The sequence below is a fragment of the Streptomyces sp. NPDC000134 genome, from assembly GCF_042899225.1.
Classification (GTDB): Bacteria; Actinomycetota; Actinomycetes; order Streptomycetales; family Streptomycetaceae; genus Streptomyces.
On the sequence record NZ_JBIAZN010000041.1, the window covers coordinates 1 to 24,914 of the forward strand.

Sequence of the window (24,914 nt, forward strand, 5' to 3'; positions counted from 1 at the left end):
CTGCTCCCCCAGCGCCGCCTCCGTCTTCGCCGACAGCGGCCACGGCACCGTACCGTCCGTCACCACCGCCCTCTCGCCGACGGCGTGTTCGGCCTGCGGGGCCTGTTCGACGATGAGGTGGGCGTTGGTGCCGCTGACGCCGAAGGAGGAGACGGCGGCGCGGCGCGGGCGTCCGGTGTCCGGCCAGGGCTGTTCCTCGGTCAGCAGCCGCACCGCGCCGGCCGTCCAGTCGACGTGCGAGGACGGCCGGTCCACGTGCAGTGTCCTGGGCAGCAGGCCGTGCCGCAGGGCCATCACCATCTTGATGACGCCGCCGACGCCCGCCGCGGCCTGGGTGTGGCCGACGTTGGACTTGAACGAGCCCAGCCACAGCGGCCGGTCCTCCGGCCGGTCCTGGCCGTAGGTGGCGATCAGCGCCTCCGCCTCGATCGGGTCGCCGAGGGTGGTTCCCGTGCCGTGGGCCTCGACGGCGTCGACGTCCCGTGCCGTCAGGCCCGCGCCGGTCAGGGCTCGGCGTATCACGGCTTCCTGGGAGAGGCCGTTGGGGGCGGTCAGGCCGTTGGAGGCGCCGTCCTGGTTGACGGCCGAGCCGCGGACGACCGCCAGGACCTGGTGGCCGTGGCGCCGGGCGTCGGAGAGGCGTTCGAGCAGCAGCAGGCCGACGCCCTCGGCCCAGGCCGTGCCGTCCGCCGCGTCGGCGAACGCCTTGCACCGGCCGTCCGCCGCGAGGCCGCGCTGCCGGCTGAACTCCACGAACATGCCCGGCGTGGCCATGACGGCGACGCCGCCCGCCAGGGCGAGGGAGCACTCGCCGTTGCGCAGCGCCTGGGCGGCCATGTGCATCGATACCAGTGAGGACGAGCAGGCGGTGTCGACGGTCACCGCGGGTCCTTCGAGGCCGAAGGTGTAGGCGAGGCGGCCGGAGGCGACGCTCGCGGTGCTGCCGGTCAGCAGGTATCCGTCGAAGCCGGCGGCGCCGTCGTGCAGGTGGGGGCCGTACTCCTGGGTCATGGCTCCGACGAACACGCCGGTCGGGCTGCCGCGCAGCGCGGCCGGGTCGATGCCCGCCCGTTCGAACGCCTCCCAGGCGGTGTGCAGCAGCAGTCGCTGCTGCGGGTCCATCGCGGTGGCCTCGCGGGGGCTGATCCCGAAGAACGCGGGGTCGAAGCCGGCCGCGTCGGACAGGAATCCGCCCTTGGTGACGTAGGAGGCGCCGGGCCGGTCCGGGTCGGGGTCGAGCAGTCTCCCGGTGTCCCAGCCGCGGTCGGCGGGGAAGTCGGTGATGGCGTCGACGCCTTCGCTGACCAGGCGCCACAGGTCCTCGGGGGCGCGGACGTCCCCGGGGTAGCGGCAGGCCATGCCCACGATCGCGATGGGCTCGCGGGCGGACTCCTCCAGTTCGCGCACCCGCTCGCGCAGGGCCTGCGCGTCGTCGACCGCGCGTCGCAAGTAGGACCGGAGCTTGTCGACGTCATTCACCAGGGCCTCCCCCAAGGTCGTTGCCGGGACGAGCGGACGAGCGGGTGGTGCTACACGTATCCGCGGTCGATCAGTTCGTACAGTTCGTCGTCACTCCGGCTTTCCGTCCTTGTCTCCGGTGCCGTCTCGGGTTCCGGTGTGTCGGGTGTCCGCGGTGCGAGGAGGGAGAAGAGGTGGCCGCCGAGCCGTCGCGGGGTGGGGTAGGAGAACGCGACGGTGGCCGGGAGCCGGACGCCGGACGCGGTGGCGAGCCGGTTGCGCAGCCGTACCGCCATCGAGGAGTCGAAGCCCAGGTCCTTGAAGGTCTCGGTCGACCTCGCGACGAGGTCGGCGCCGGTCAGGTCCGGGGCCGTGCTGCTCAGCACGGCGGCTGTCTCGGCGCACACGAGGTCGAGGACGGACGATTCCGACCCCAGGTGGGCCGCGTCGGTGTCGGCGGTGGCGGGCCGGTGGGCGTCCGGTCCGCCGCCGCCCCGCGCGAGGATGCCCGGGTCCGCCGGGGCGGCGTCGGTGGCCTCGGGTGCCGTCAGCCAGTACCGACGGCGCTGGAACGGGTAGGTGGGCAGGCCGATCCGGCGCGGCCGGTGCGCGGCGAACACCTCGTCCCAGCGCACGGGTACGCCCCGCACGTGCAGTTCGGCCAGTGAGGTGAGGATCTGGCCCGTGCTGCCGTCGTCCTTGTGCAGGGTGCCCGTCACCACCGGCGCGGCCGACAGGGCGTCGGCGGTCTCCGCCATCGCCACGGCGAGCACCGGGTGCGGGCTGACCTCGACGAAGACCCCGCCCCGGTCGCGCATCAGGTGGGCGACGACCTCGCCGAAGCGGACCGGTGAGCGCAGGTTGTCGTACCAGTACGAGCCGTCGAGCGCGCGGGTGTCGATCGGTCCGCCGGTGACCGTGGAGTGGAACTCCACCGCCGACGGCTTCGGGGCGAGGTCCGCGGCGGCCTCCAGGACCCGGTCACGGATGCGTTCGACGTGGTGGGAGTGGGAGGCGTACTCGATCCTGACCCGGCGCACCCGGACACCCTCACCGGCCGCCATGGCGGCGAACTCCTCCAGTGCCGACAGGTCCCCGGAGATCACCACGGAGCCCGGTCCGTTGACCGCGCCGACGCAGAGCCGTCCGGGCCACCGCGCCAGCCGTTCCTCGACCCATGCCAGGGGCGCGGACACCGCGTTCAGCCCGCCCTGCCCGGCGAGTTCGGTCAGGGCCCGGCCGCGCAGGGCGACGATCCGTGCCGCGTCCTCCAGCGGGAGCGCGCCCGCCGCGCACGCGGCGGCGATCTCGCCCTGGGAGTGCCCCACCACCGCGTCGGGGACGACTCCGAGCGACCGCCACACCCGGGCCAGGGACACCATCATCGCGAACAGCGCCGGCTGGACGACGTCGTCGCCGTGTTCCAGCGACGGCGCCGGCCCGGTGCCGGTCACCACGTCCACCAGTGACCAGTCCACCCACGGCGCCAGCGCCCGCGCGCAGTCGTCGATGCCGCGTGCGAAGACCTCCGATTCCGCGTACAGGCGTCGTCCCATGCCCGTCCACTGGGAGCCCTGGCCGGGGAAGACGAAGACGACCGGGCCCGCCGGTCCGGCGGCCGTGCCGCGGACCACCTTCGGTGAACTCCCGCCGGTGGCCAGCGCCTCCAGACCGGCCAGTGACTCGGTACGGTCGCCGCCGAGCACCACCGCCCGGTGCGCGAACAGCGTCCGTGTCGTCACCAGCGAGTGCCCTACGTCGGCCGCCGTCAGCGACGGGTCCGCGGTCACGCGTTCCCGCAGCTTCGCCGCCTGTTGCCGCAGGGCCGGCGCCGAGCGTGCCGACAGCACCCACGGGACCGTCCCGGGCGCGCCCGCGGGGGCCGGGCCGTCGCCCGCGGGTGTCCGGGGGGCCTGTTCCAGGATCACGTGCGCGTTGGTGCCGCCCATGCCGAACGAGGACACCCCCGCCCGGCGCGGCCGGTGCGGTGTCCCGGGCCAGGGGCGCGCGGTGCCGGGGACGTCGAAGTCCTTCCGGAAGTCGGGGATGGCGGGGTTCGGGGAGCGGAAGTTCAGGCTGGGGACCAGGTGAGCGCGGTCCACGCAGAGTGCCGCCTTGATGAAGCCGACGATGCCCGCGGCCGGCTCCAGGTGCCCGACGTTCGTCTTCACCGAGCCGATCACCAGGGGGCGGTCGCGGCCGGTCGCCCGGAACACCTCGCGCAGGCCGGCCGTCTCGGCGGGGTCGCCGAGGCGGGTGCCGGTGCCGTGGGCCTCGACGTAGTCGATGTCGCCGAAGGGGACGCCCGCGCGGCGCAGGGCGGACAGCGTGGTCGCGGCCTGCGCGCCGGGGCTGGGGTCCGGCATCCGGGAGGTGGCGCCGCCGCTGCCGACGCTCCAGCCCCGGATCACCGTGTAGATGTGATCGCCGTCGGCGACGGCGTGGTCGAGCCGCTTCAGCAGGACCATTCCCCCGCCCTCGCCCCGGACGAAGCCGCTGGCCCGTTCGTCGAAGGTGAAGCAGCGGCCGTCGGGTGACAGGGCGCCCAGGTTCGCCATGGCGAGTCCCGCTTCCCGGTCGACGACCAGGTTGACGCCGCCGGTGATCGCCATGTCGACCGCGCCGCCGCTGATCCGGTCGCAGGCCAGGGCCAGCGCCACCAGGGAGGAGGACTGGCCCGCATCGGCGCAGAAGCTCATGCCCCGGACGTCGAACAGGCTCGATATCCGGTTGGCGATCAGCGCGCCGCTCGAACCGAGCGCGGCGTAGTGGTCGTCCCGGTCGCTGCCGGAGAGTCTGCGCAGTGTGTCGTACCCGGAGGACGCGGCGCCGACCAGGACGTCGACCTCGCGGCCGGCCAGCGCGGGCGCCGGGACCCGGGCGTCCTCGACGGTCTCCCAGGCGAGTTCCAGCGCCAGTCGCTGCACGGGGTCCATGGCGGCGGCCTCCGCCGGGTCCGTGCCGAAGAACTCCGCGTCGAACCCGTCGACGGCGTCGAAGAACGACCCCGCGTCCACGGTGGCGGCGTCCGGGTGGGGCGACCGCGCGGAGGCGGCCCGCTGTTCGGGGAACCTGCCGACGGTGGACCTCCCGTCGAGGAGGAGGCGCCAGAACTGCCCCAGGCCGGGTACGCCGGGGAAGCGGCACGACATGCCGATGACGGCGATGCCGGGGGGTGTGCCACTCATGCGAATTCCTTCCGGTTCTCTCGGCGCCCGGCGGTCACCGGCCGCACCGCTCTCAGCGCCAGGAGGTCAGCACCTCGCGCAAGGGGTCCGGCGCGTGCATGAAGTCGTGGTGGCCGCCGTCCAGGACATGGAGGTCGGCCGGGTCCGCGTACCGGCGCCACTCGCCGAGCCGGTCGAGGCTCACGTCGGGGTCGTCCCGCCAGTGCAGTACGGCCACGGGGCAGGGCGCCGCGGCCGGTTCCCGGCGGTGGTACCGGCGGGCGGCGGCGAGGTCCCGGAGCAGTACGGTCAGGCCCAGTTCGACCATGTCCGGCCGGGGTGCGAACCCCCGGCCGCGGAGGACCGACTCCAGTTCGGCGCGGAGTTCTGGCTCGGTCATGGTGAGCATCCGGTCGTCGGCGCTGTCGTGCGGCGCGAGCTGGCCCGACACGAAGAGGCGGGCCGGCCGGGGCAGGCCCTTCTCGGCGAGCCGGACGGCGGTCTCGTAGGCGGGCAGCGCGCCCGCGCAGTGCCCGAAGAACGCGAACGGCCGGTCGAGCAGCGGCTCCAGTGCGCCGGCCAGTTCCTCGGCGAGGTCCTCGTAGCTGCCGTAGTGCGGTTCGCCCAGCCGGTTCTCGCGGCCGGGGAACTGTACGGGGCAGACCTCGACGTCGTCGAGCGCGGCCGGCCAGGCGCTGAAGGCCGAGGCTCCGGCCCCGGCGTAGGGGAAGCAGAACAGGCGGGCGGGGTGGTCGTCGGACGGCGGCCGGACGAACCATGGTGACGGGACGGTGGTGGAGCCGGATGTCATGGCGTCATTCGTTTCTCGGCGACGATGGGGAGGTGGGTCATCCCGGCGATGAAGTACGACCGCAGGTGTCGCGGTTCGCCGTTGAGGGCGATCGATCCGCAGCGCCGGAGCAGTTCCTCGAAGAAGACGCGCAGGGTCAGCCGGGCCAGCGGTGCCCCGACGCAGAAGTGCGGTCCGAACCCGAAGGCGACCTGGCGCTTGGCGTTGTCCCGGGTGATGTCGAACCGGTGCGGGTCGGTGAACTGGCTCTCGTCCCGGTTGGCCGAGCCGATCCAGGCGACGACCGCCCCGCGGGCCGGGATCGTGCCCCCGTCGAGCCGGATGTCGTCCACCGCGTACCGCATGAAGTTACAGGCGGCCGAGGTCCAGCGCAGCCCCTCCTCGACCAGGTTCGGCACCAGTGCGGGGTCGGCCTGCGCCTTCGCGAACTGCTCGGGGTGCTCGGCGAGCGCCTGCACGGTGCCGGAGACGGTGTGCGGGGTCGTCACGTTGGCACCGAGCAGGACGCTGTAGCCGTCGAGGGCGATCTCCTCGTCGGTGAGCGGCGCGTCCCCGGCCCGGACGCTCATGAGGTGGTCGAGCAGGCTGCCGTCCTGGTCGCCGGTCGCCCGTCGCCGCCGGACCCACTCGGTGACGTAGGTGACCAGTTCGTGGTGGGAGATGGCCAGGGTCGCGGCCTCGCTGCCGAGCCGGAAGTGCGGGTCGGAGGGGGCCGTCACCATCGCGGTCAGCCGCACCAGTTCGTCCCAGTCCCGTTCCGGGATGCCCAGGAGCGGGCCGGTGACCATCGCCGGCAGGCGCAGTGCCTGCTCGGCCAGGTCGAAGGTGCCGCCGTCCAGGGCGGGCCGGAGGAACCGTACGACGGTCTCGCGGACGCGGTCCTCCCAAGGGGCCACCGCCCGCGCGGTGAGCCTGGCGCCGATGGCCCTGCGGACCTGGGTGTGCCGGGGCGGGTCGGTGGAGGTCATCAGCCGGCCGGCCGCCACGTCGTCCACCCCGAGGTGGGTCACCACCGTGCCGCGTTCCGAGGTGAACTCGCGGTGGTCGCCGAGCACCCGGCAGACGTCGTCGTAGCGGGTCACCGACCAGAACTCCCGGCCGTCCGGGAGGACCTGGTGGTGCACGGGGGCCTCGGCCCGCATGAGGTCCCAGACCGGGTGCGGATCGCCCGAGGCGTAGAGGTCGAGGTCGAACAGGTCGACGCGGTCGAGGTCGAGGTCGCGGGCCGGGCCCGGCGTCAGCCTCACGTCCCGGTCCTCTCCCGCTCGACCAGTGCGGCGACCCGGGCCGGCGTCTGCGCCAGATAGAAGTCGCGCACGGACAACTCGACGCCGTGGTCCTGGGCCACCCGATCGATGATCTTGATGCCGATCAGGGAATTCCCGCCCAGCGCGAAGAAGTCGTCATCGGGTCCTATTTCCGCCGGGTCCAGGTATTCCCCCCACAGCGCCGCGATATCCCGCACGAGTGACTCGGGCGCGCTCGGAGGCACGGCTTGCGCTTCTGACTCCATTGCCAGCCTTTTCCTTTCCACTGTCCCGCCGACGGGACAGTGCGCCGAGGGGCCGTCGCCGGGCCAACGTAAAGGGCCGGGGAAACGCATTGCAAGAGTTGACGGTGCGGTCCCCGCCGGGCACCGTTGTGCCGCCGGGCCACGCTATTTCTTTCTCACCCGGCTGCCTCCCCGGTCACCTCTTCGGGATTCTTCGGGTTTCACCAGCAGATTCGGGTTTCACCAGCAGAAGGGACGTGAGGTGCCGCACGAACAGCGAATGGCATCGCCCCGGAAATATCTGATGTGCCGTCCCACGTACTTCGACGTCACCTATTCGATCAATCCGTGGATGGACCCGGACCGTCCCACTTCCATGGAGACCGGGCTGTCCCAGTGGAAGTGGCTGTTCGACACCTTCGCCGGTCTGGGGCACGACGTACGGCTGATCGAGCCCGTGCCGGGGCTGCCCGACATGGTCTTCGCCGCGAACGGCGCCCTGGTGGTGGACCGCAAGGTGCTCGTGGCGCGCTTCCGGCACCCCCAGCGCCGGGACGAGTCCGCAGCCTACCTGGAGTGGTTCGGGCGCGGCGGCTGGTCGGAGGTCCGGCAGGCGGAGTACCTCAACGAGGGCGAGGGCGACTTCCTGTTCACCGGCACGGAGATCCTGGCCGGCACCGGCTTCCGCACCGAGCCGCGGGCCCATGACGAGGTGCGGGAGTTCTTCGGGCGTCCGGTGACCGGCCTGAGCCTGGTCGATCCGCGGTTCTACCACCTCGACACGGCCCTGGCGGTGCTCGGGGACGGCGAGATCATGTACTACCCGGGCGCGTTCTGCCCGCGCAGCCGGGCGGTGCTGGCCGAGCGGTACCCGGACGCCGTCCTCGCCGAGGAGGCCGACGCCGCCGTGTTCGGCCTCAACGCGCTGTCGGACGGCCGCAACGTCGTGCTGCCCCGCCGGGCGGCCGGCCTGGCGGCCCGGTTGCGCGAGCGCGGCTACCGCACCGTCGGCGCCGAGCTGGCCGAGCTGCTGAAGGCCGGGGGCAGCGTCAAGTGCTGCACGCTCGAACTGCGGGAATGAGGGGCGCGGCCGGTCGCGGGGAGCACGGTCCGCGGGCTGTCCCGTCGACAGGACAGCCGTACGGGAACGCGCGAGGGGACCGATGACCACCACACGCCGCCGCAACACCGTCCACAACGCGTGGGTCCGCCAGTTCCACGACCCCGGGGCCGACGGTCCGACGCTGGTCTGCTTCCCGCACGCCGGGGGCTCGGCGTCGGCCCACTTCCCGCTCTCCGCGGAGCTGTCCGCCGGGGCCGAGGTGCTGGTCGTGCGGTACCCGGGCCGGCAGGACCGGCTGGCCGAGCCCGCCTCGGAGGACCTGCGGGAGATGGCGGCCGAGGCCGCTCGGGCCCTGCTGCCCTGGCAGCACCGGCCGCTGGCGCTGTTCGGGCACAGCATGGGCTCCCTGCTGGCGTACGAGGTGGCGCTGCGCCTGGAGCGCCTCCGGGGCCGGGACCTGGTGGGGCTGGTCGTCTCGGGCCGGGCCGCCCCGTCCGTGCCCTCCGGGCGGCTCGTGCACGACCTCGACGACGAGCGCCTCACCGCCCATCTGGCCCGACTGGCCGGTACGCCGCCCGAGTTGCTCGCCGACAAGGAGCTGCTGGCGGTCGCCCTGCCCTCGCTGCGGGCCGACTACAAGGCCGTCGAGACCTACCGGGACCGCGCGGGCGCCAAGGTCGGATGCCCCATCAGCGGCTACCGGGGCAGGCAGGACACGGGCGTGCCGCGCGACGCCCTGGGCAAGTGGGCCGGCTACACGACCGGGCGGTGCGCCTTCCGGCACTTCGACGGCGGCCACTTCTACTTGCAGTCCCGGGAGCGGGAGGTGGCCCGTGCCGTCCTGCGTGATCTGGCCGGCTGTCGCTCATGACAGAATCGGCGGGTGCAGATCGGGATGCTGGGGCCGTTCGAAGTCCGTACCGACCAGGGCGACTTGGTCGATGTGCCGGGCGCCCGACTGCGCGGACTGCTGATCGCCCTCGCCCTGCGGACCGGGCAGCCGGTGCCGAAGGCGTCGCTGGTCGACTGGATCTGGGGCGAGCGCCCGCCGTCGGACGCGACGAACGCTTTGCAGCGCCTGGTCTCCCGGCTGCGCAAGGCCCTGCCGGACGGGGTGGTCGAGGGGCAGCCGGACGGCTACCGGCTGACGCTGCAACCCGACGCCGTCGACGCCGTGCGGTTCGAACGCCTCGTCGCCGCCGGCCGGGCCCGGACCGAGGACGGCCCCCGGCGGACCCGGCTGCTCGGCGAGGCCCTGCTGCTGTGGCGCGGCGCGGCGATGCAGGACGTCGGCCTCCAGGACAGCGCCGCCCTCGACGCCGCGGCCGCCCGCCTGGAGGCCCTGCGCCTGACCGCCACCGAGGAGCGGATCGACGCGGAGATCGCGCTCGGGGGCGGTGCGGAGCTGGTCGCGGAGCTGACCGACCTGGTGGCCGCGCATCCGGTACGGGAGCGGTTCGTCGCCGCGCTGATGCGGGCCCTCGTCGCGGCCGGCCGGGACAGCGAGGCGCTTCAGGTGTACCAGCGGGCCAGGGAGGCCCTGGCCGACGCGCTGGGCACCGACCCCTCTCCCGACCTGGCGGCGTTGCACGTCGCGGTGCTGCGGGGCGAGCTGGGGCGGGCCCGGCGGCAGGGCGAGGCGGGCCGCCGGACCAATCTGCGCGCCGAGCTGACCACCTTCGTCGGCCGGGACGGCGATGTCGCCGCGGTGCGCGAACTCGTCGCCCGGCACCGGCTCACCACCGTGATCGGGCCGGCCGGGGCGGGCAAGACCAGGCTGGCCACGGAGGCCGCGCGCACCATGCTCGGCGACCTCGGGGACGGGGTGTGGCTGGTGGAGCTGGCCGCCGTCCGGGTCAACGGCGGCCTGGCCGACGTGGCGCAGTCCACGCTGGCCGGGCTGGGCCTGCGGGACTCGCTGCTCGGCGGCGCCCCGAGCGCGGAGCTGACCGAACGGCTGGTCGCCGCGGTCCGGGAACGGGAGGCGCTGCTGATCCTGGACAACTGCGAGCACGTCATCGAGTCCGCGGCGGTCTTCGCCCACCGGGTGCTCGGGGAGTGCCGGAAGCTGCGCATCCTGGCGACCAGCCGGGAACCGCTCGGCATCACCGGGGAGGCGCTGTGGCTGGTCGAGCCGCTGGCCCTGCCGGCGGGTGACGCGGGCCCGGACGAGCTGGCGGCCTCGCCCGCCGTCCGGTTGCTGCGGGACCGGGCCGGGGCGGTCCGCCGGGACCTGGGGGCCGACGCGCGGACGCTGGCGACCACGGCGCGGGTCTGCCGGGCGCTGGACGGGATTCCGCTGGCGATCGAACTGGCGGCGGCCCGGCTGCGCACCATGTCCGTCGACCAGCTCGCCAATCGGCTCGACAACCGGTTCCGGCTGCTGACCAGCGGCAGCCGGACCGCGCTGCCCCGGCACAAGACGCTGCGGGCGTCGGTCGACTGGAGCTGGGAGCTGCTCAGCGACGCGGAGCGGGCCGTGCTGCGCCGGCTGTCGGTGTTCTCCGACGGGGCGAGCCTGGAGGCGGCCGAGCGGGTCTGCGCGGGCGACGCGGCCGACCCCGAGCAGGTACTGGAACTGCTCACCGCGCTGACCGAGAAGTCGCTGCTGCTCGCGGAGGGCGGCAGCGCCCCGCGCTACCGCATGATCGGCACGATCAAGGAGTACGCCCGGCACCGGCTCACCGAGGCGGGCGAGAGCGACCGGGCGCGCCACGCGCACCTGGCCTACTTCACCGAGCTGGTCGAGGTCGCGGAGCCGCATCTGCGCCGCGCCGAGCAACTGCAGTGGCTGGCCACGCTGGAGACCGAGCACGACAACATCGGCGTGGCGATGCGCGGGGCGCTCGCGGCGGGCGAGGCGCAGGCGGCGATGCGGCTGGCGGCGAGCGCGGGCTGGTACTGGTGGCTGGGCGGTCACCGCACCGAGGGCATGGAGCTGCTCACCGCGGCCACCAGGACGCCGGGCGAGGTCAGCGACGACTTCCGTGCCATGGTGTACGCCCTGATCGCGATGTTCATGAGTTCCGGGCGGGGCGGTGACGAGCACCAGGCCGCGGAGTGGATTCACAAGACGTACGAGTGCAGCCTGCGCAGCCGGCGCAGTCATCCGGTGCTCGGCTTCGTCGTACCGCTGGAGCGCATGCTGCGGGCGCCGGACGCGTTCCTGCCCGCGTTCGAGCCGCTGCTCGACGACGAGGACCCCTGGGTACGGGCGATGGCCCGGCTGCACCTGGGCAAGATGCGGATCATGCTCGGGCGGGACGGGCGGGACGCGGACGCCTATCTGGAGCGGGCGCTGACCGAGTTCCGGGCGCTCGGGGAGCGGCTCGGGATCTCCTTCGCGCTGACCGAGCTGGCGGACCGGATCGCGGTGCGCGGTGAGTTCGCCGCCGCGTGCGAGCACTACGAGGAGGCGATCGCGGTCGTCAGCGAGGTGGGCGCCGCCGAGGACATCGTGCGGATGCGGGCGCGGCAGGCGCAACTGTACCGGCTGCTCGGAGACGAGGAGGCCGGCGCGGCGGCCCTCGCCGAGGCGCGGCGCAGCGCGCGGCGGGTCACCTGGGCGGACTCGCTGGCCGAACTGGCCCTCGCGGAGGCGGAACTGGCCCGGTGGGACGGCCGCACCGAGGAGGCGTACGAGCAACTCGGCGTGGCGCGGACCCTGCTGGGCGACGAGGCGGAGGGGGCGATCATCCGGGCCACCACCCACGACCTGCTCGGCTATCTCACCGGCGACCTCGGCGAGGCCCGGACGCACCGGGCTGCGGCCTGCGCGGCGGCCTCCGAGGCGGGGCACGCGCCGCTGATCGCGCACGTGCTCGTCGGGGTGGCGGACCTGGCGCTGCGCCAGGGTGCGCACGAGCAGGCCGCGCAACTGCTCGCGGCGAGCGCGGGCGTGCGCGGGCTGCCGGACCGGTCCCACCCGGACGTGGCCCGGATCGAGCAGACCGCGCGCCGCCGCCTCGGCGACGCGCGGTTCGCCGAGGCGGCGCGGGAGGGGGCCCGGACCGACTGGTCTCACCTGGTCCGGGTCACGCTCGCTTCTTGAACGTGGACAGCGCCCACACGTAGCCGAGCAGGGCGAGCCCGACGCACCAGGCGACGGCCGCGACGGCGTCGCCGCGGGCCGGGCCGTCCTCGACCATCAGTCCGCGCAGCGTCTCGATGATCGGGGTGAAGGGCTGGTACTCGGCGAACTGCCGTACGCCGGCCCCCATGGTCTCGGCGGGGACGAACGCGCTGCTCAGGAAGGGCAGCAGGATCAGCGGTACGGCGGCCAGGCCGGCCGATTCGGCGGTCTTGGCGGCCAGTCCGACGGCGACGGTGAGCCAGCTCGTCGCGATGGTGAGCAGCACCACGAGGCCGAACACGGCGAGCCAGTCCATGGCGGACGCGGTCGGGTCGAACCCCATGGCGAAGGCCACGCCGACGATGGCCGCGTCGGCGACCAGGCAGCGCAGGGTGGTGACGACGACCTGGCCGGTGAGCACGGCGCCCCGGGAGACGTCCATCGCCTTGAACCGGTTGATGATGCCCTTGGTCATGTCGTCGTTCACGGCCGTCGCGGTGGCCCCGAGGCCGTAGCTGATGCCCATCACGAGCATGCCCGGGGTCGCGTAGTCGACGTAGTCCTCGCCGACGCTGAAGGCGCCGCCGAACACCTTGACGAACATGAGCATGACCAGGATGGGGATCAGCAGCGCGTTGAAGACCGTGAGCGGGTTGCGCAGGGTGTGCTTCAGGTTGCGGCGCAGCATGATCGACGAGTCGGTCAGGGCCGCGGAGAGGGAACTCACTTCGCCTCCTCCTTCACGCTCGGGCGCCCGGTCAGGGCGAGGAAGACGTCGTCGAGGTCCGGGGTGTGCACGGAGAACTCCTGGGCGTTGAGCCGGTGCTCGTCGAGCCGGTCCAGCGTGGCCCGCAGCGACTTGGAGTCACCGTTGCTGGGGATGCGGAGGGTGAGTTCCTGGTCGTCCCGGGTGGCCCCGGGCAGGATGCGCGCCGCCGTGTCGAGGTCGTCGAGGTCGGCGAACCGCAGCCGGACATGGGTGCCGGGCACCTGGCGCTTGAGTTCCTCGGGGGTGCCGTCGGCGACCAGGCGGCCCTGGTCGAGCACCACGACCCGGTCGGACAGCTCGTCGGCCTCCTCCAGGTACTGGGTGGTGAGGAAGATGGTGGTGCCGCCCGCCACCAGATCGCGGACGATGCCCCACATGGTGCGCCTGCTGCGGGGGTCCAGGCCCGTGGTCGGCTCGTCGAGGAAGATGATCCTCGGCCTGCCGACCAGGGTCATCGCCAGGTCGAGCTTGCGGCGCATGCCGCCGGAGTAGGTCGCCGCCATCTTGTCCGCGGACTCGGTGAGATCGAACCGCTCCAGCAACTGGGCGACCACCTGATCGCCGGAGGGCACCCGCTTCAGATCCGCCACCAGCCGCAGGTTCTCCCGGCCCGTCAGCAGGTCGTCCACCGCGGCGAACTGGCCGGTCACGCCGATGGCCCCGCGGACCTTCCTGGTCGCGGAGGCCACGTCGTGCCCGGCGACGCGCACCGTTCCGGCGTCGGCCTTCAGCAGTGTCGCGAGGACGTTCACCGTCGTGGTCTTCCCGGCCCCGTTGGGGCCGAGCATGGAGAACACCGTTCCCTCGGCGACCTCGAAGTCGATGCCGTCGAGCACGACCTTGTCGCCATATGCCTTGCGCAGTCCAGAGACCGCGATCGCCGCACTTGTCATGGCTCCACCGTCCGCGCCGGCCCTGTCACCGACCTGTCACGTGCCTGACACGGCCACTGACATGCCGGCGTCAGCGGGCCGATTCCGCTTCGATCACGTCGAGGACCTCCCGGCCGAGGTCGACCAGGTACATGTGGTCGCCGGGGAGTTCCGCATAGCTGAACCCGGCCGTGGTCGCGTCCCGCCACTGCCGCGCCTCCGCCGCGGTGACCAGGCCGTCGGCGGCGCCCCGCAGCGAGCAGATCGGCACCGGCACCGGTTCGTCGGTGCTGGGCACGTAATTCTCGTGCATCTCGCAGTCGGCCTGGAGCACGGGGAGGATCAGCTCGCGCATCTCCGGGTGGTCGAGGGCCTCGTGCCGGAATCCCGCGAACTCCTCGACGCGGGCGAGGAATTCCTCGTCGGGCAGCCCGGCCGCGCGCCGCTCGCGCTGGGTCCACGGCCCCGGCGAGCCACTGACCACCAGCCTCTCGACGCGCACCCCGCGCCGGGTCAGCAGGTGCACGAACTCGTAGGCGAGCACCGCGCCCAGGCTGTGCCCGAACACCACCACCCGCGCGTCCTCGCCGAGCGTCGCGGCGATGGAGTCGATCTCCTTCCCGGCCGCCTCTACGACATCGCGGTACGGCGCCTCCAGCATCCGCCGCTCCCTGCCGGGCGGTTCGAAGGCGACCACCCGCCACCGGCCGGCGGCCAGTGCCCGCCAGGGGTGGAAGAACGAGGCGCCCGCTCCCGCGAACGGCACGCACAGCAACGTGGTCTTGGCGTTCCGCGCGGTCCCGCCGGACGCGTTCACTCTGGCCGTCCCCCATCGTTTCGTCGTCGGTACGTCCCGGCGGCCGGTCATGCCGCGAACTTGCCGTTGATGACCTCCATGATCTCGGCCACGGGTCCGGGCATGTGCAGTTCGTGGTGGACGGCGCGCACGTCGTGCACCTCGATGGTGCCGAGCACATAGGGCCGCCACAGATGCGCGTACGAGTTCTCCTCCAGCGTCGCGTTGAAGAACACGACGTCGCCGCGGTAGACCGGTGACTGGAACTTCGACATGATCGCCGCGTTGTTGGCGAGAATCCTCGACATGGTGCCGACGAGCTGTTCCCGGTTCTCGGGGCCGAAGTACTCGCCGAAGTGCTGTTCGAGTTCGGCGCGGTAGTCCGCCAGCGTGCGCCCGGCGTGGATCTCCTTGAAGTAGTTCCCGCCGGGCTGGGAGTCCAGGATGGCCACGAAGGCGACCTCGCGTCCGCGCCGGTCGACCGCCTCGGCGACGGCCTGGACGACGGTACCGCCGTAGGACCAGCCGACCAGGTGGAAGGGGCCTTCCGGCTGGACCCTCACCATCTCGTCGACGTAGTCCTCGACCATCTCCTCCACCGACCCGGCCAGTTTGTCCCTGCCGTTCCAGCCGCGCGACTGCAGGGCGTAGGCCGGCCGGTCCTGGGCGTGCAGCACGAAGCTGAAGAACGCCCAGCCCAGCCCGCCGCCGCCGTGCAGGAACCACAGCGGCGGCTTGCCGGTGCCGGGGTCGCTGTTCAGCGTCAGCACGACGGCGAACGGGTCGGAGAGGTCCTCGGAGGCGGCGACGAGCAGCAGCGCGGCCAGCTCGGCCACCGTGGGGTACTTGATGATCGTCCTGAGCGGGATGTCGATGTCGAACTCGTCGCGGATGCGGGCGCTGAGCCGGGTGGCCAGCAGCGAGTGCCCGCCGAGTTCGAAGAAGTCGTCGTCGATGCCGATCCGGTCGAGGCCGAGCAGCTCGCCGAAGAGGGCGCACATCCTCTCCTCGTGGGAGTTGCGCGGCTCCCGGCCGTCCCCGGTGTCCGTCTCCTCGGACGGCAGCGCCCCCTCGTCGAGCCGTCCGTCCGGGGTGAGCGGAAGCTCCGGCAGGGGCAGCACCGCGGAGGGCACCGCGGGGCGCGGCAGACGCTCCCGCAGGTATCCGGGCAGCTCGGCGAGGAGGGCCTGGACACCGGCGTCGGGCTCGGGCACCACGTGGGCCACCAAGCGCCGGCCGCCGTCCTGGGTCTCCCGCGCCACGACCGCCGCCCCTGCCACGCCGGGGTGCCCGGCCAGCACCCGTTCGATCTCCGGCAGCTCGATCCGGAAGCCCTCGACGCTCACCTGGCGGTCGGTCCGCCCGAGGTGTTCGAGCTGTCCGTCGCCGGTCCAGCGCACCAGGTCCCCGGTGCGGTACATCCGGCCGCCGGGTTCGCCGTAGGGGCAGGCCAGGAACCGTTCGGCGGTCGGCACCGGCCGGCCGTGGTACCCGCGGGCCACCCCGGCACCGGCGACGTACAGCTCGCCCGGCACCCCGCGCGGTACCGGGCGCAGCCGTGCGTCGAGCACGTACACCCGGGTGTTCCCGGCCGGCAGCCCGATCGGCGCCCCCGCGCCCACCCTCAGGCGTGCCCCGGTGCTCCACGGTGTCGTCTCGGGGGTGCCGTACACGTGGACCACCTCGGCGGCCTGTTTGGCCAGGAGCCTGGCCAGCCGCGCCGGGACGGGCTCCCCGCCGACGATGATCCGCAGTCCGTTCGCGGCGTGCGGCACCCGCATCGCCAGCGCCTGCCAGAAGGCGGGCGTGGCCTGTACCGCGGTGACCTGGTGCCGGCGCATCAGCTCCGCCACCGCCGCCGGGTCCCCGGCCGTCTCCTCGCCCGCCACCACCACGGTCGCGCCGGAGAGCAGCGGGAGGAAGACCTCGGTGACGGCCGTGTCGAGCGCCACGGTGGTGCCGAACAGCATCCGGTCCGCGGGCGACAGCGGGAACCGGCGCCGTGCCGCGGCGAGGAAGCCGGCCACCGCGCCGCGCGGGACGGCCACGCCCCTCGGCTCCCCCGCCGGGTCCGCCGTGTAGAGCACGTACTGGGTGTTGCCGGGCCGGACGGTCACCTCCGGTGCCGAGTCCGGGTACGCCGCCAGGTCCGGGCCGGCCGGCGCGCCGGCGTCCAGTACGAGCACCGGCTCCGCGTCCGCGAGGACGCGTTCGGTCCGGGACCGCGGCTGGTCCGCGGCGACCGGTACGCAGGCCCCGCCGGCCTTCAGCACCGCCAGCAGCGCCACCACCAGGTCCACCGACCGGGGCAGGCACACGGCGACCCGCGACTCCGCCCGCACCCCGTGCTCGGCCAGCCAGTGCGCCAGTGCGCTGGAGCGCGCGTCCAGTTCCCGGTAGGTGACCGACTCGTCCTCGCCGATGACGGCGAGCGCCTGCGGGGTCTCCTCCGCGCGGGCGCGCAGCTCCTCGGCGAGCCCCTGCTCCAGGGCGGGTCCGGCGGTGCCGTTCACCTCCGTCAGCAGTCGCCGCCGTTCCCCCGCCAGCAGGACGTCGACCTCCTCGACGCGGCGGCCCGGATCGGCGGCCAACTGCTCCAGGACCCGTACGAACCGGGCGGCGACGGCCTCGGCCGTCTCCCGGTCGAACAGGTCGGTGGCGTACTGGATGTCGCCGCGCAGCGCCCCCGAGTCGTCCGCGACCACGTTGAAGAACAGGTCGACCTTGGAGGTCGACGCGGCGGTGCCCTCGACCTCCAGGGTGAGCCCGGCCAGTTCGAGCCGGGGCCGCTCGTAGTTCTGCAGGCCGAGCATCACCTGGAACAGCGGCTGGTAGGCGGCCGAGCGGGCCGGGTTGATCGCCTCGACCAGCATGTCGAACGGGACGTCCTGGTGCTCGTAGGCCGCCAGGGCCTTGTCCCGCACCTGGGCGAGCAGGCCGGTGAACGTGGGGTCGCCGGACAGGTCCACGCGCAGCACCTGGGTGTTGACGAAGAACCCGACCAGGTCGGCCAGGGCCTCGTCGGTGCGTCCGGCGATCGAGCTGCCGATGGTGACGTCCTGCCCGCCGCCCAGTCGGCACAGCAGCACCGCCAGCCCGGCGTGCAGGACCATCGACATGGTCGCGCCGCGTTCGTCGGCCACCCGCTGGAGCCCCGCCGCCACCTCCGGGGCCACCAGCAGGCCGACCGTGGCACCCCGCCCGCTCGCCTCCGGGGGGCGCGGGCGGTCCAGCGGCAGGGTCAGCGGCTGCGGCACCCCGGCCAGTTCCCGGCGCCAGTACGCGATCTGCCGGGCCGCGAGGCTGTCCGGGTCGGTGGCGTCGCCGAGCACCTCGCGCTGCCACATCGTGTAGTCCTTGTACTGCACGGGCAGCGGCTCCCACCCCGGGGCCCGGCCCGCGCGGCGCGCGGTGTAGGCCGCGGCCAGGTCCCGGGCCAGCGGCGCGCCCGAGCTGCCGTCGGTGGCGATGTGGTGGATGACCAGGACGAGGACGTGTTCCTCGGGCGAGCAGCGCAGCAGCCGTACCCGCAGCGGGATCTCGGCCGCCAGGTCGAACCGGTGGGCGCCGGCCTCGTCGACCGCGCCGGACACGTCCTCGGGCGCCACCTCGGTGACCGGCACCTCCGGGGCGGCCCGGTCGGTCGGCAGGATGCGCTGGTGCAGCTCACCCTCGTCGTTCATCGCGTAGACGGTCCGCAGGATCTCGTGCCGGTCGACCACGTCACGGAGGGCCGCGGTCAGGGCGGCCCGGTCCAGGGGTCCGGTCAGCCGGAAGGCCGCCGACATGTTCCAGTTCTCCGACCCGCCCTCCATCTGGTGCAGGACCCACATGCGGCGTTGCGCGAACGAAAGCGGAATCATCGCACTTACTCCTCTGTGAACATCTTGCGCAGGCCGGGGCGGCGGGGGGCGGCCGATTCCGCGGCCCACGCGGCGAGCGTGGCCACGGTCGGCAGGTCGAAGACCTTGCGGATCGGTATCTCGATCCCCATGTCGGCGCGGGCGCGGCTGATCAGCCGGGTGGCGAGCAGGGAGTGCCCGCCGAGTTCGAAGAAGTTGTCGTCGACGCCGACCCGGTCCACGCCCAGCACCTCGGCGAACAGCCCGGCCAGGGTCTCCTCGCGGGCGGTACGGGGGGCCCGGTAGGCGGTGGCGGCGTACTCCGGCTCGGGCAGCGCGGCCCGGTCCAGCTTGCCGTTCGGGGTGAGCGGCATCCGGTCCAGGACCACCAGGGCGGTGGGCACCATGAAGTCGGGCAGCCGCTGCGCGACGAAGCGGCGCAGCTCCCGCGTGTCGGGGCCGGAGGGGTCCGCCGAGTGGCCGGAGGGGCCGGACGGGTCGCCGGGCGGCGGGGTGCCGCCGGTGGCGGTGGGGACGACGTACCCGACCAGGTGCCTGCCGGTGCCGCCGCCGCGCCCGTCGCGGGCGACGACGACGGCCTGGGCGACGCCGGGGTGCGCGGTGAGCGCGGCCTCGACCTCGGCCGGTTCGACGCGGAAGCCGCGGATCTTGACCTGCGCGTCCCCGCGCCCCACGTACTCCAGTCGGTCCGCGTCGTTCCAGCGGGCCAGGTCGCCGGTGCGGTACATGCGCGCGCCGGGCGGGCCGAAGGGGTCGGCGACGAAGCGCTCGGCGGTCGGTGCCGCCCGGCCGTGGTAGCCGCGGCCCACGTTCCCGCCGACGTACAGCTCGCCTACCGCGCCGGGCGGCGCCGGGGTCAGGCCGGGGCCGAGGACGTAGGTCCGCATGTTGCCGAGCGGGGTGCCGACGGGTGCGCTGCCCGCCCGGTCCCGGGGGTCGTCGTCCACGGTGAAGGCGGTGGCGTAGAAGGTCTCGCTCTGACCGTAGGCGTTGACGATCCGTACGCCCGGGAAGGCGTCGCGGGTCCGTGCCACGAGCGAGGCGGGCAGGGCCTCGCCGGCGAAGACGACCGTCTCCACGTCGACCCGGCCGGCGATGTCGTCGACGAGTTCGGCGAAGGCGGACGGCACGGTGGAGATGACGCCGCCGGTCCAGTGGCCGCGGTCGCCCAGGACCAGGACGTCGGGGACGACCTCGACGACGCCGCCGTGGGCGAGGGTGGTGAAGATCTCGAACGCCGAGACGTCGAAGTTGACCGACGTGCCCGCGAGGAGCCGTTTGCCCGGTGCCATGCCGACGCGCGGGGCCAGTCGCAGCACGCCGTTGACCACGTTGGCGTGGGTGATGGCGACGCCCTTGGGCTTGCCGGTGGAGCCGGAGGTGTACATCACGTAGGCCGTCTGGCCGGCGTGCGGCGGGCGGACGGTGTCCGGGGCGTCCGGGGCGCGGTCGAGGGTGTCGAGGAGCAGGTCCGGGGCGTCGTGCGGCGGCAGTGCCGTGGCCGTCGCGGTGTCCGTGAGGACGAGCAGGGGCCGCGCCTCGGCGAGGATGGGCACGAGGCGGTGGCTGGGGTACCTGGGGTCGACCGGCAGATAGGCGCCGCCGGCCTTCAGGACCGCGAGCAGCGCGACCACCAGGTCCGCCGAGCGGGGCAGCGAGACGGCGACCACCGACTCCCGGCCCACGCCCCGGCGGGCCAGTTCGCGTGCGAGCCGGCCGACCCGGGCGGTGACCTCGCGGTAGGTGAGCGACACGTCCCCGGCGACCACGGCGGTCTCGTCCGGGGTCCGTTCCGCCTGCGCCTCGACCAGCCCGGTGATCGTGACGTCCGGGGTGGGGACGGCCGTGTCGTTGAACCGGACGAGGAGCCGGTCGTGTTCGGCCGGGTCCAGGACGTCGAGCCGGGCGACCGTCAGCTCCGGGGTGGCCGCCATCTGTTCCAGGACGCGCACGAACCGGTCGGCGTAGGTCCGCACCGTGTCCCGGTCGAAGAGGCCGGGCCGGTACTGGAGGAGGAACTCCAGGTGCTGGTCGGCCGCGGCCATCAGGGCCAGCGGGTAGTGGGTGCCGTTGGTCGGGCGCAGGCCGGCGAAGGCGATGCCGTCCGCGGCCTCGGTGGCGGCGCCGATGCCCTCCCGGTCGACGGGGTAGGACTCGAAGACGACCAGGGTGTCGAAGAGGGTCTGCAGTCCGAGGGACCGCTGGATCTCGGTGAGGCTGTGGTGATGGTGTTCCAGCAGGCCGGCCTGGCCGCGCTGTAGCCGGGTGACGACCTCGGCGAGGGTGTCGCCGGGCGCGTACCGCACCCGTACGGGCAGGGTGTTGATGAACATCCCGACCATCGACTCGACGCCGGTGACGGCGGGCGGGCGCCCGGAGACGGTGGCACCGAACACCAGGTCCTGGCGGCCGGTGAGCCGGCCGAGCAGCAGCCCCCAGGCGGCCTGGACGAGCGTGTTGACGGTGACGCCCAGCCCGGAGGCGCGCCGGGTGAGTTCGGCCGACACCTCGGCGGGGAGGGCGAACTCGATCTGGTCGAGGCCGTCGCCGCCCGTGCCGCGCGGGGCGAGCAGGGTCGGCTCCTCGATTCCGGCCAGCTCGGCCGCCCACGCCCGGTCCGCCTCGTCCCGGTCCTGCCTGGCCCGCCAGGCGAGGAACTCGCCGTAGCCCCGGGTGCCGGGCAGGCCGGCCGGGTCGCCGCGGGAGGCGTAGAGCAGCAGCAGGTCCCGCATCAGCAAGGGCGTGGACCAGCCGTCGCAGAGCACGTGGTGGACGGTCATCACGAGTTCGGCCCGGCCCGGTCCGGGGACGGCGAGCGCCAGCCGGATCAGCGGCGGGGTGTCCACGGCGAAGTGGGCGGCCCGGTCCTCGGCGAGGAACCGCTCGAACGTCTCGGTGCGCTCCGGCTCGGCGACCGCGGTCAGGTCGAGGTACCGCCACGGGAGGGTCACGTCTCCGGCGGGCACCACCTGCACGAAGTCGCCGTCGGCGCGGTCGACGAACGCCGCGCGGAGGTTGGGGTAGCGCTCCAGCAGGGCCTGCCCGGCCCGGCGCATCCGCTCCGGGTCGACGTCGCCGGTCATCTGGAACACCAACTGGATGTGGTACGGGTCGAAGGACGCCCCGGCCATCATGGTGTGGAACAGGATGCCGGACTGGGTGGGGGTGGTGGGCCAGATGTCGGTGAGCCTGCCGAACCGGCTCTCCCAGGTGTCGATCTCCTCCTGGCCCACGTCGACCAGGGGCGCGTCGGCCGGGGTGAGCCCGCCCGCCTCGGGTGCGGTGGCGTGCCGGGCGAGGGCGGTGAGTGCCCGGACCCACAGCGCGGCCAGGTCGGTGACCTCCTCGCGGGTGAGCACGCCGGTCGGGAAGGCGAGGTAGGCGGTCAGTTCCTCGCCGTCGGCGGTGTCGGCGGCGACCGCGTTGATCTCCAGGGCCGACAGTACGGGCAGGTCGGCGTCCGGCGCGGCGATCAGGTCCTGGTGGGAGGTGTCCGGGGCCCAGCCGAGCAGGCGCAGGTCTTCGGGGATGTCCGCGGCGGAGGTCCGGCCGAGGTAGTTGAACCCGATCTGCGGTTGCGGTGCCGCCGCCAGTGTCCCGGCGGTGCCGGGGTTGAGGTGCCGCAGCAGGCCGTAGCCGATGCCGTTGTCGGGCACCGCCCGGGACTGTTCCTTGACGGCCTTGAGCACCCGGCCGGCGGCCGGTCCGCCGGCGAGGGCGTCCGCCAGGTCGATGCCGGTCAGGTCGAGGCGTACCGGGTACAGCGAGGTGAACCAGCCGACGGTGCCGGACAGGTCGGCGCCGGGCACCAGGTGCTCCTCCCGGCCGTGCCCCTCCAGCCGGACCAGCGTCGAGGGCGCGGGGGTCCCCCGCTTCCGGCGCCAGTGGGCCAGGGCCAGGGCGAGGCCGGCCAGCAGCCCGTCGTCGGCCCGGCCGCGGAACACGGCGGGGACCGTGGTCAGCAGCGTCTCGGTGACGTCGGCCGGGACCCGGACGCGGACCGTGTCGACGGTGGCGGCGACATCCCGCGCGGGGTCCACCGCCCGTGCGCCGAGCGGGGGTTCGGCCTCCCCGAGGACCCGCTGCCACACGGGGAGTTCGGCCGTGCGCGCGGTCCCGGTCGCCTCGTCGGCCAGGGCGTGCGCCCACCGGCGGAACGAGGTGCCGGCGGGCGCCGGTTCCGGGGTGCGGCCTTCTTGGAGGTGCTGCCGGCACGCGATGAGGTCCGGTATCAGAATCCGCCACGACACCCCGTCGACGACCAGGTGGTGCAGCACGATCAGCAGCCTGTCCGGGCCCGGGTCGGAGGTGAACCACACGAACTGCGCCATGACCCCGGCGTCGGGGTCCAGTCGGCCGGCGGCGGCGTCCAGTTCGGCGTGCGCGTCGGCGTCGCGGTGGGGGACCTCCCGCAGCAGCGCGTCGGCGTCCGTACTGCCGGGCGGCTCGATCCACAGGCCCGAGCGGGCCCGGTCGAGCCGGGACCGCAGCACGTCGTGCCGGTCCAGCAGGGCCCCCAGGGTGGCGACCAGTGCCGGGCGGTCGACGCCCTCGGGCAGCGTCAGCATCCCGGACATCGAGAACCGGCCGAGGCCGCCGCCCAGCGCGAGGACGTGGGCCGCCATCGGTGGCAGCGGCGCCCAGCCGACGCCGCCGCCGGGCAGTTCGGCCAGCGTCGGGCGCTCGCCCTCCCGGCCTCCGACGAGTTCCGCGAGCCGGGCGACCGTGCGGTGCTCGAAGATCTCCCGGGTGCTGACCGTCAGGCCGCGGGACCTGGCCCGTGCGACGACCTGGATGGAGCGGATGCTGTCCCCGCCGGTGGCGAAGAAGTCGTCGTCGATGCCGACCCGCTCCAGGCCGAGTACTTCGGCGAAGAGCGCGCTGAGGGTCTCCTCCCGCTGGTCGCGCGGTGCCCGGCCCGTCGTGCCCTGCGCGTAGTCCGGCGGCGGCAGCGCCCTGCGGTTCAGCTTTCCGCTCGGCGTCAGCGGTATCTCCGACAGCGGTACGACCGCGGTGGGCACCATGTAGTCGGGCAGCCGCCCCTGGAGGTGCTCGCGCAGCTCGGCGAGGAGCGGGCCGACCGTCTTGGCCAGCGCGGGGGCGTTCACCAGGACCCGCGCGCCGACCGTGCCGGGCACGAAGGTGCCGGACACGCTCGGCGGTCCGCCCGGCCCCTCGGGCAGCAGTACCGCGTCGAAGCAGCGCGCGTCCTCGCCCGACGGGGTGAGGACGGCGTACCGGCCGTTCTCCTGGGCCCACCGGAGCACGTCCTGCGGGTCGGCGGGGCTGCCGGACAGGGGCGCCGGGTCGAGGAGGCCCGCCGCGACGGCCACGGTGGCCTCCTCGGCCAGCCGCGCGTTGGGCACGCCGGTGACCCGCACCGGGCCGGGTCCGACCCGGTCCTCCAGGATGTCGAGGTCGGGCACGGCGGACAGGTTCCCGCCCCAGGGCACCGACGGCACGTCGGCGAGGTGGAGGACGCGGGCGGGCGCCTTGTGCAGGACGGCCTCGTAGCGGTGCCGGGTCAGTTCGTTGTGGGCCCGCCCCGGCTTGAGGCGGATGTCGACGCCGACCGAGCGGTCCGCCGCCCACTCGGTGAACCACTGCGGGGCCACCACCAGTTCGCGTTCGGCGAGCAGTTCCTTCTCGACCAGGGTGCGCAGTTCCTCGTACGAGGCGTGCGGGTGCGCCGCGCGCTGTGCGGCGGTGAGCAGCAGCCGGAGGGTGCCGGCGTTGCGGACGTCACCGACGATGAGCCGGCCGCCCGGCGCGAGCAGTTCCATGGCCTCGCGCAGGACCCGGTCGAGGTAGTCGGCGCTGGGGAAGTACTGCACCACCGAGTTGAGCACGACGGTGTCGAACCGGCCGCGGGGCAGGCCGGACAGATCATCGGCGGCCTGGGCGCTCAACCGGACCCGGTCGCCGTAGCCGGCCTGCTCGGCCTGGGCCCTGACCCGTTCGACCACCGGGGCCGAGATGTCGGTGCCCCAGTACTCGTCCACCTCGCCGACGATCTTCGCCATCAGCAGACCGGCGCCCACACCGATGTCCAGCACCCGCTTCGGCGCGTACCGCAGCACCTGTGCCACCGCCGCGTCCCGCCACTGCCGCATCTGCTCCCGGGGGATCGGGTCGCCGTCGTAGGAGGACGTCCACATCTGGAAGTCCTCGCCCCAAGCCTGGTCCTCGGAGGCGCGGTAGCTGTCGTCGTAGACCTGCCGCCATTCGTCCGCCTGGGCACCGACGTCCGCCACCGCGGCATCCGGGTCGGGCACCACATAGCCCACGAGACGCTTGTCGCCCTCGGTGTCCTCCCGCACCACGACCGCCGCCTGCGCCACGCCGGGGTGCTCGGTCAACGCCTGTTCGATCTCGCCGAGTTCGATGCGGAAGCCGCGGATCTTGACCTGGAAGTCGGTCCGGCCCAGGTACTCGACCTGACCGTCCTTGCCCCAGCGCACCAGATCCCCGGTGCGGTACATCCGGCTGCCCGGCGCACCGAAGGGACACGCCACGAACCGGTTCGCCGTCAGAGCCGACTGCCCCAGATA

Annotated in this window: 13 protein-coding genes; 3 read left to right on the plus strand and 10 right to left on the minus strand. The window is 73.7% G+C overall.

Features of this window, described 5'->3' with window-relative positions:
• The 5 genes from ACFY32_RS33705 to ACFY32_RS33725 form a co-directional block, all read right to left on the minus strand.
• A partial coding sequence (locus ACFY32_RS33705; RefSeq protein ID WP_390676330.1) for a type I polyketide synthase occupies positions 1–1,482 on the minus strand: 1,482 nt, incomplete at its 3' end.
• Positions 1,483–1,529: 47 nt separating this feature from the next.
• Entirely contained in the window at positions 1,530–4,646 is a 3,117-nt protein-coding gene (locus ACFY32_RS33710) for a type I polyketide synthase (protein WP_390676322.1), read from the minus strand.
• A gap of 52 nt (positions 4,647–4,698) precedes the next feature.
• Positions 4,699–5,436 carry a thioesterase II family protein gene (locus tag ACFY32_RS33715; RefSeq protein WP_390676323.1) on the minus strand — a complete coding sequence of 246 codons (738 nt, stop codon included), beginning with the start codon at positions 5,434–5,436 and terminating at the stop codon, positions 4,699–4,701.
• The gene (locus ACFY32_RS33720; RefSeq protein ID WP_390676324.1) at positions 5,433–6,683 is read right to left on the minus strand and encodes a cytochrome P450; all 1,251 of its coding nucleotides are present in this window, start codon (positions 6,681–6,683) and stop codon (positions 5,433–5,435) included. Before ACFY32_RS33720 ends, ACFY32_RS33715 begins: the two co-directional genes overlap by 4 nt.
• Positions 6,680–6,949: a phosphopantetheine-binding protein gene (locus ACFY32_RS33725; RefSeq protein WP_359204328.1), complete on the minus strand. Its 270-nt coding sequence runs from the start codon at positions 6,947–6,949 to the stop codon at positions 6,680–6,682. Before ACFY32_RS33725 ends, ACFY32_RS33720 begins: the two co-directional genes overlap by 4 nt.
• A gap of 241 nt (positions 6,950–7,190) precedes the next feature.
• Between ACFY32_RS33725 and ddaH the strand changes: the two genes are divergently transcribed.
• The 3 genes from ddaH to ACFY32_RS33740 all read left to right on the plus strand — a co-directional run bounded on the left by ddaH (position 7,191) and on the right by ACFY32_RS33740 (position 12,042).
• Positions 7,191–8,009 (plus strand): dimethylargininase, encoded by an 819-nt coding sequence (ddaH, locus tag ACFY32_RS33730; protein ID WP_359204331.1) that lies wholly within the window; start codon positions 7,191–7,193, stop codon positions 8,007–8,009.
• An 82-nt stretch (positions 8,010–8,091) separates the two neighbouring features.
• Positions 8,092–8,862 (plus strand): thioesterase II family protein, encoded by a 771-nt coding sequence (locus tag ACFY32_RS33735; protein ID WP_390676325.1) that lies wholly within the window; start codon positions 8,092–8,094, stop codon positions 8,860–8,862.
• Between the two features lie 12 nt (positions 8,863–8,874).
• Positions 8,875–12,042, plus strand: a complete 3,168-nt coding sequence (locus ACFY32_RS33740; protein ID WP_390676326.1) for a BTAD domain-containing putative transcriptional regulator — start codon at positions 8,875–8,877, stop codon at positions 12,040–12,042.
• On the opposite strand, the gene ACFY32_RS33745 is transcribed toward ACFY32_RS33740, so the two are convergent.
• The 5 genes from ACFY32_RS33745 to ACFY32_RS33765 all read right to left on the minus strand — a co-directional run.
• Entirely contained in the window at positions 12,026–12,790 is a 765-nt protein-coding gene (locus tag ACFY32_RS33745; RefSeq protein WP_359204340.1) for an ABC transporter permease, read from the minus strand. The two genes, ACFY32_RS33740 and ACFY32_RS33745, sit on opposite strands and share 17 nt — an antisense overlap.
• Complete coding sequence (locus ACFY32_RS33750; RefSeq protein WP_359204343.1) at positions 12,787–13,725, minus strand: ATP-binding cassette domain-containing protein; 939 nt, start codon at positions 13,723–13,725, stop codon at positions 12,787–12,789. The genes ACFY32_RS33745 and ACFY32_RS33750 overlap by 4 nt, the downstream gene beginning before the upstream one ends.
• Before the next feature lie 70 nt (positions 13,726–13,795).
• Positions 13,796–14,521, minus strand: a complete 726-nt coding sequence (locus tag ACFY32_RS33755; protein ID WP_359204346.1) for an alpha/beta fold hydrolase — start codon at positions 14,519–14,521, stop codon at positions 13,796–13,798.
• Between the two features lie 47 nt (positions 14,522–14,568).
• Positions 14,569–18,363: an amino acid adenylation domain-containing protein gene (locus ACFY32_RS33760; protein WP_390676328.1), complete on the minus strand. Its 3,795-nt coding sequence runs from the start codon at positions 18,361–18,363 to the stop codon at positions 14,569–14,571.
• 5 nt (positions 18,364–18,368) lie between these two features.
• Positions 18,369–24,914: amino acid adenylation domain-containing protein (locus ACFY32_RS33765; RefSeq protein WP_390676329.1), on the minus strand; the 6,546-nt coding region annotated here is incomplete at its 5' end.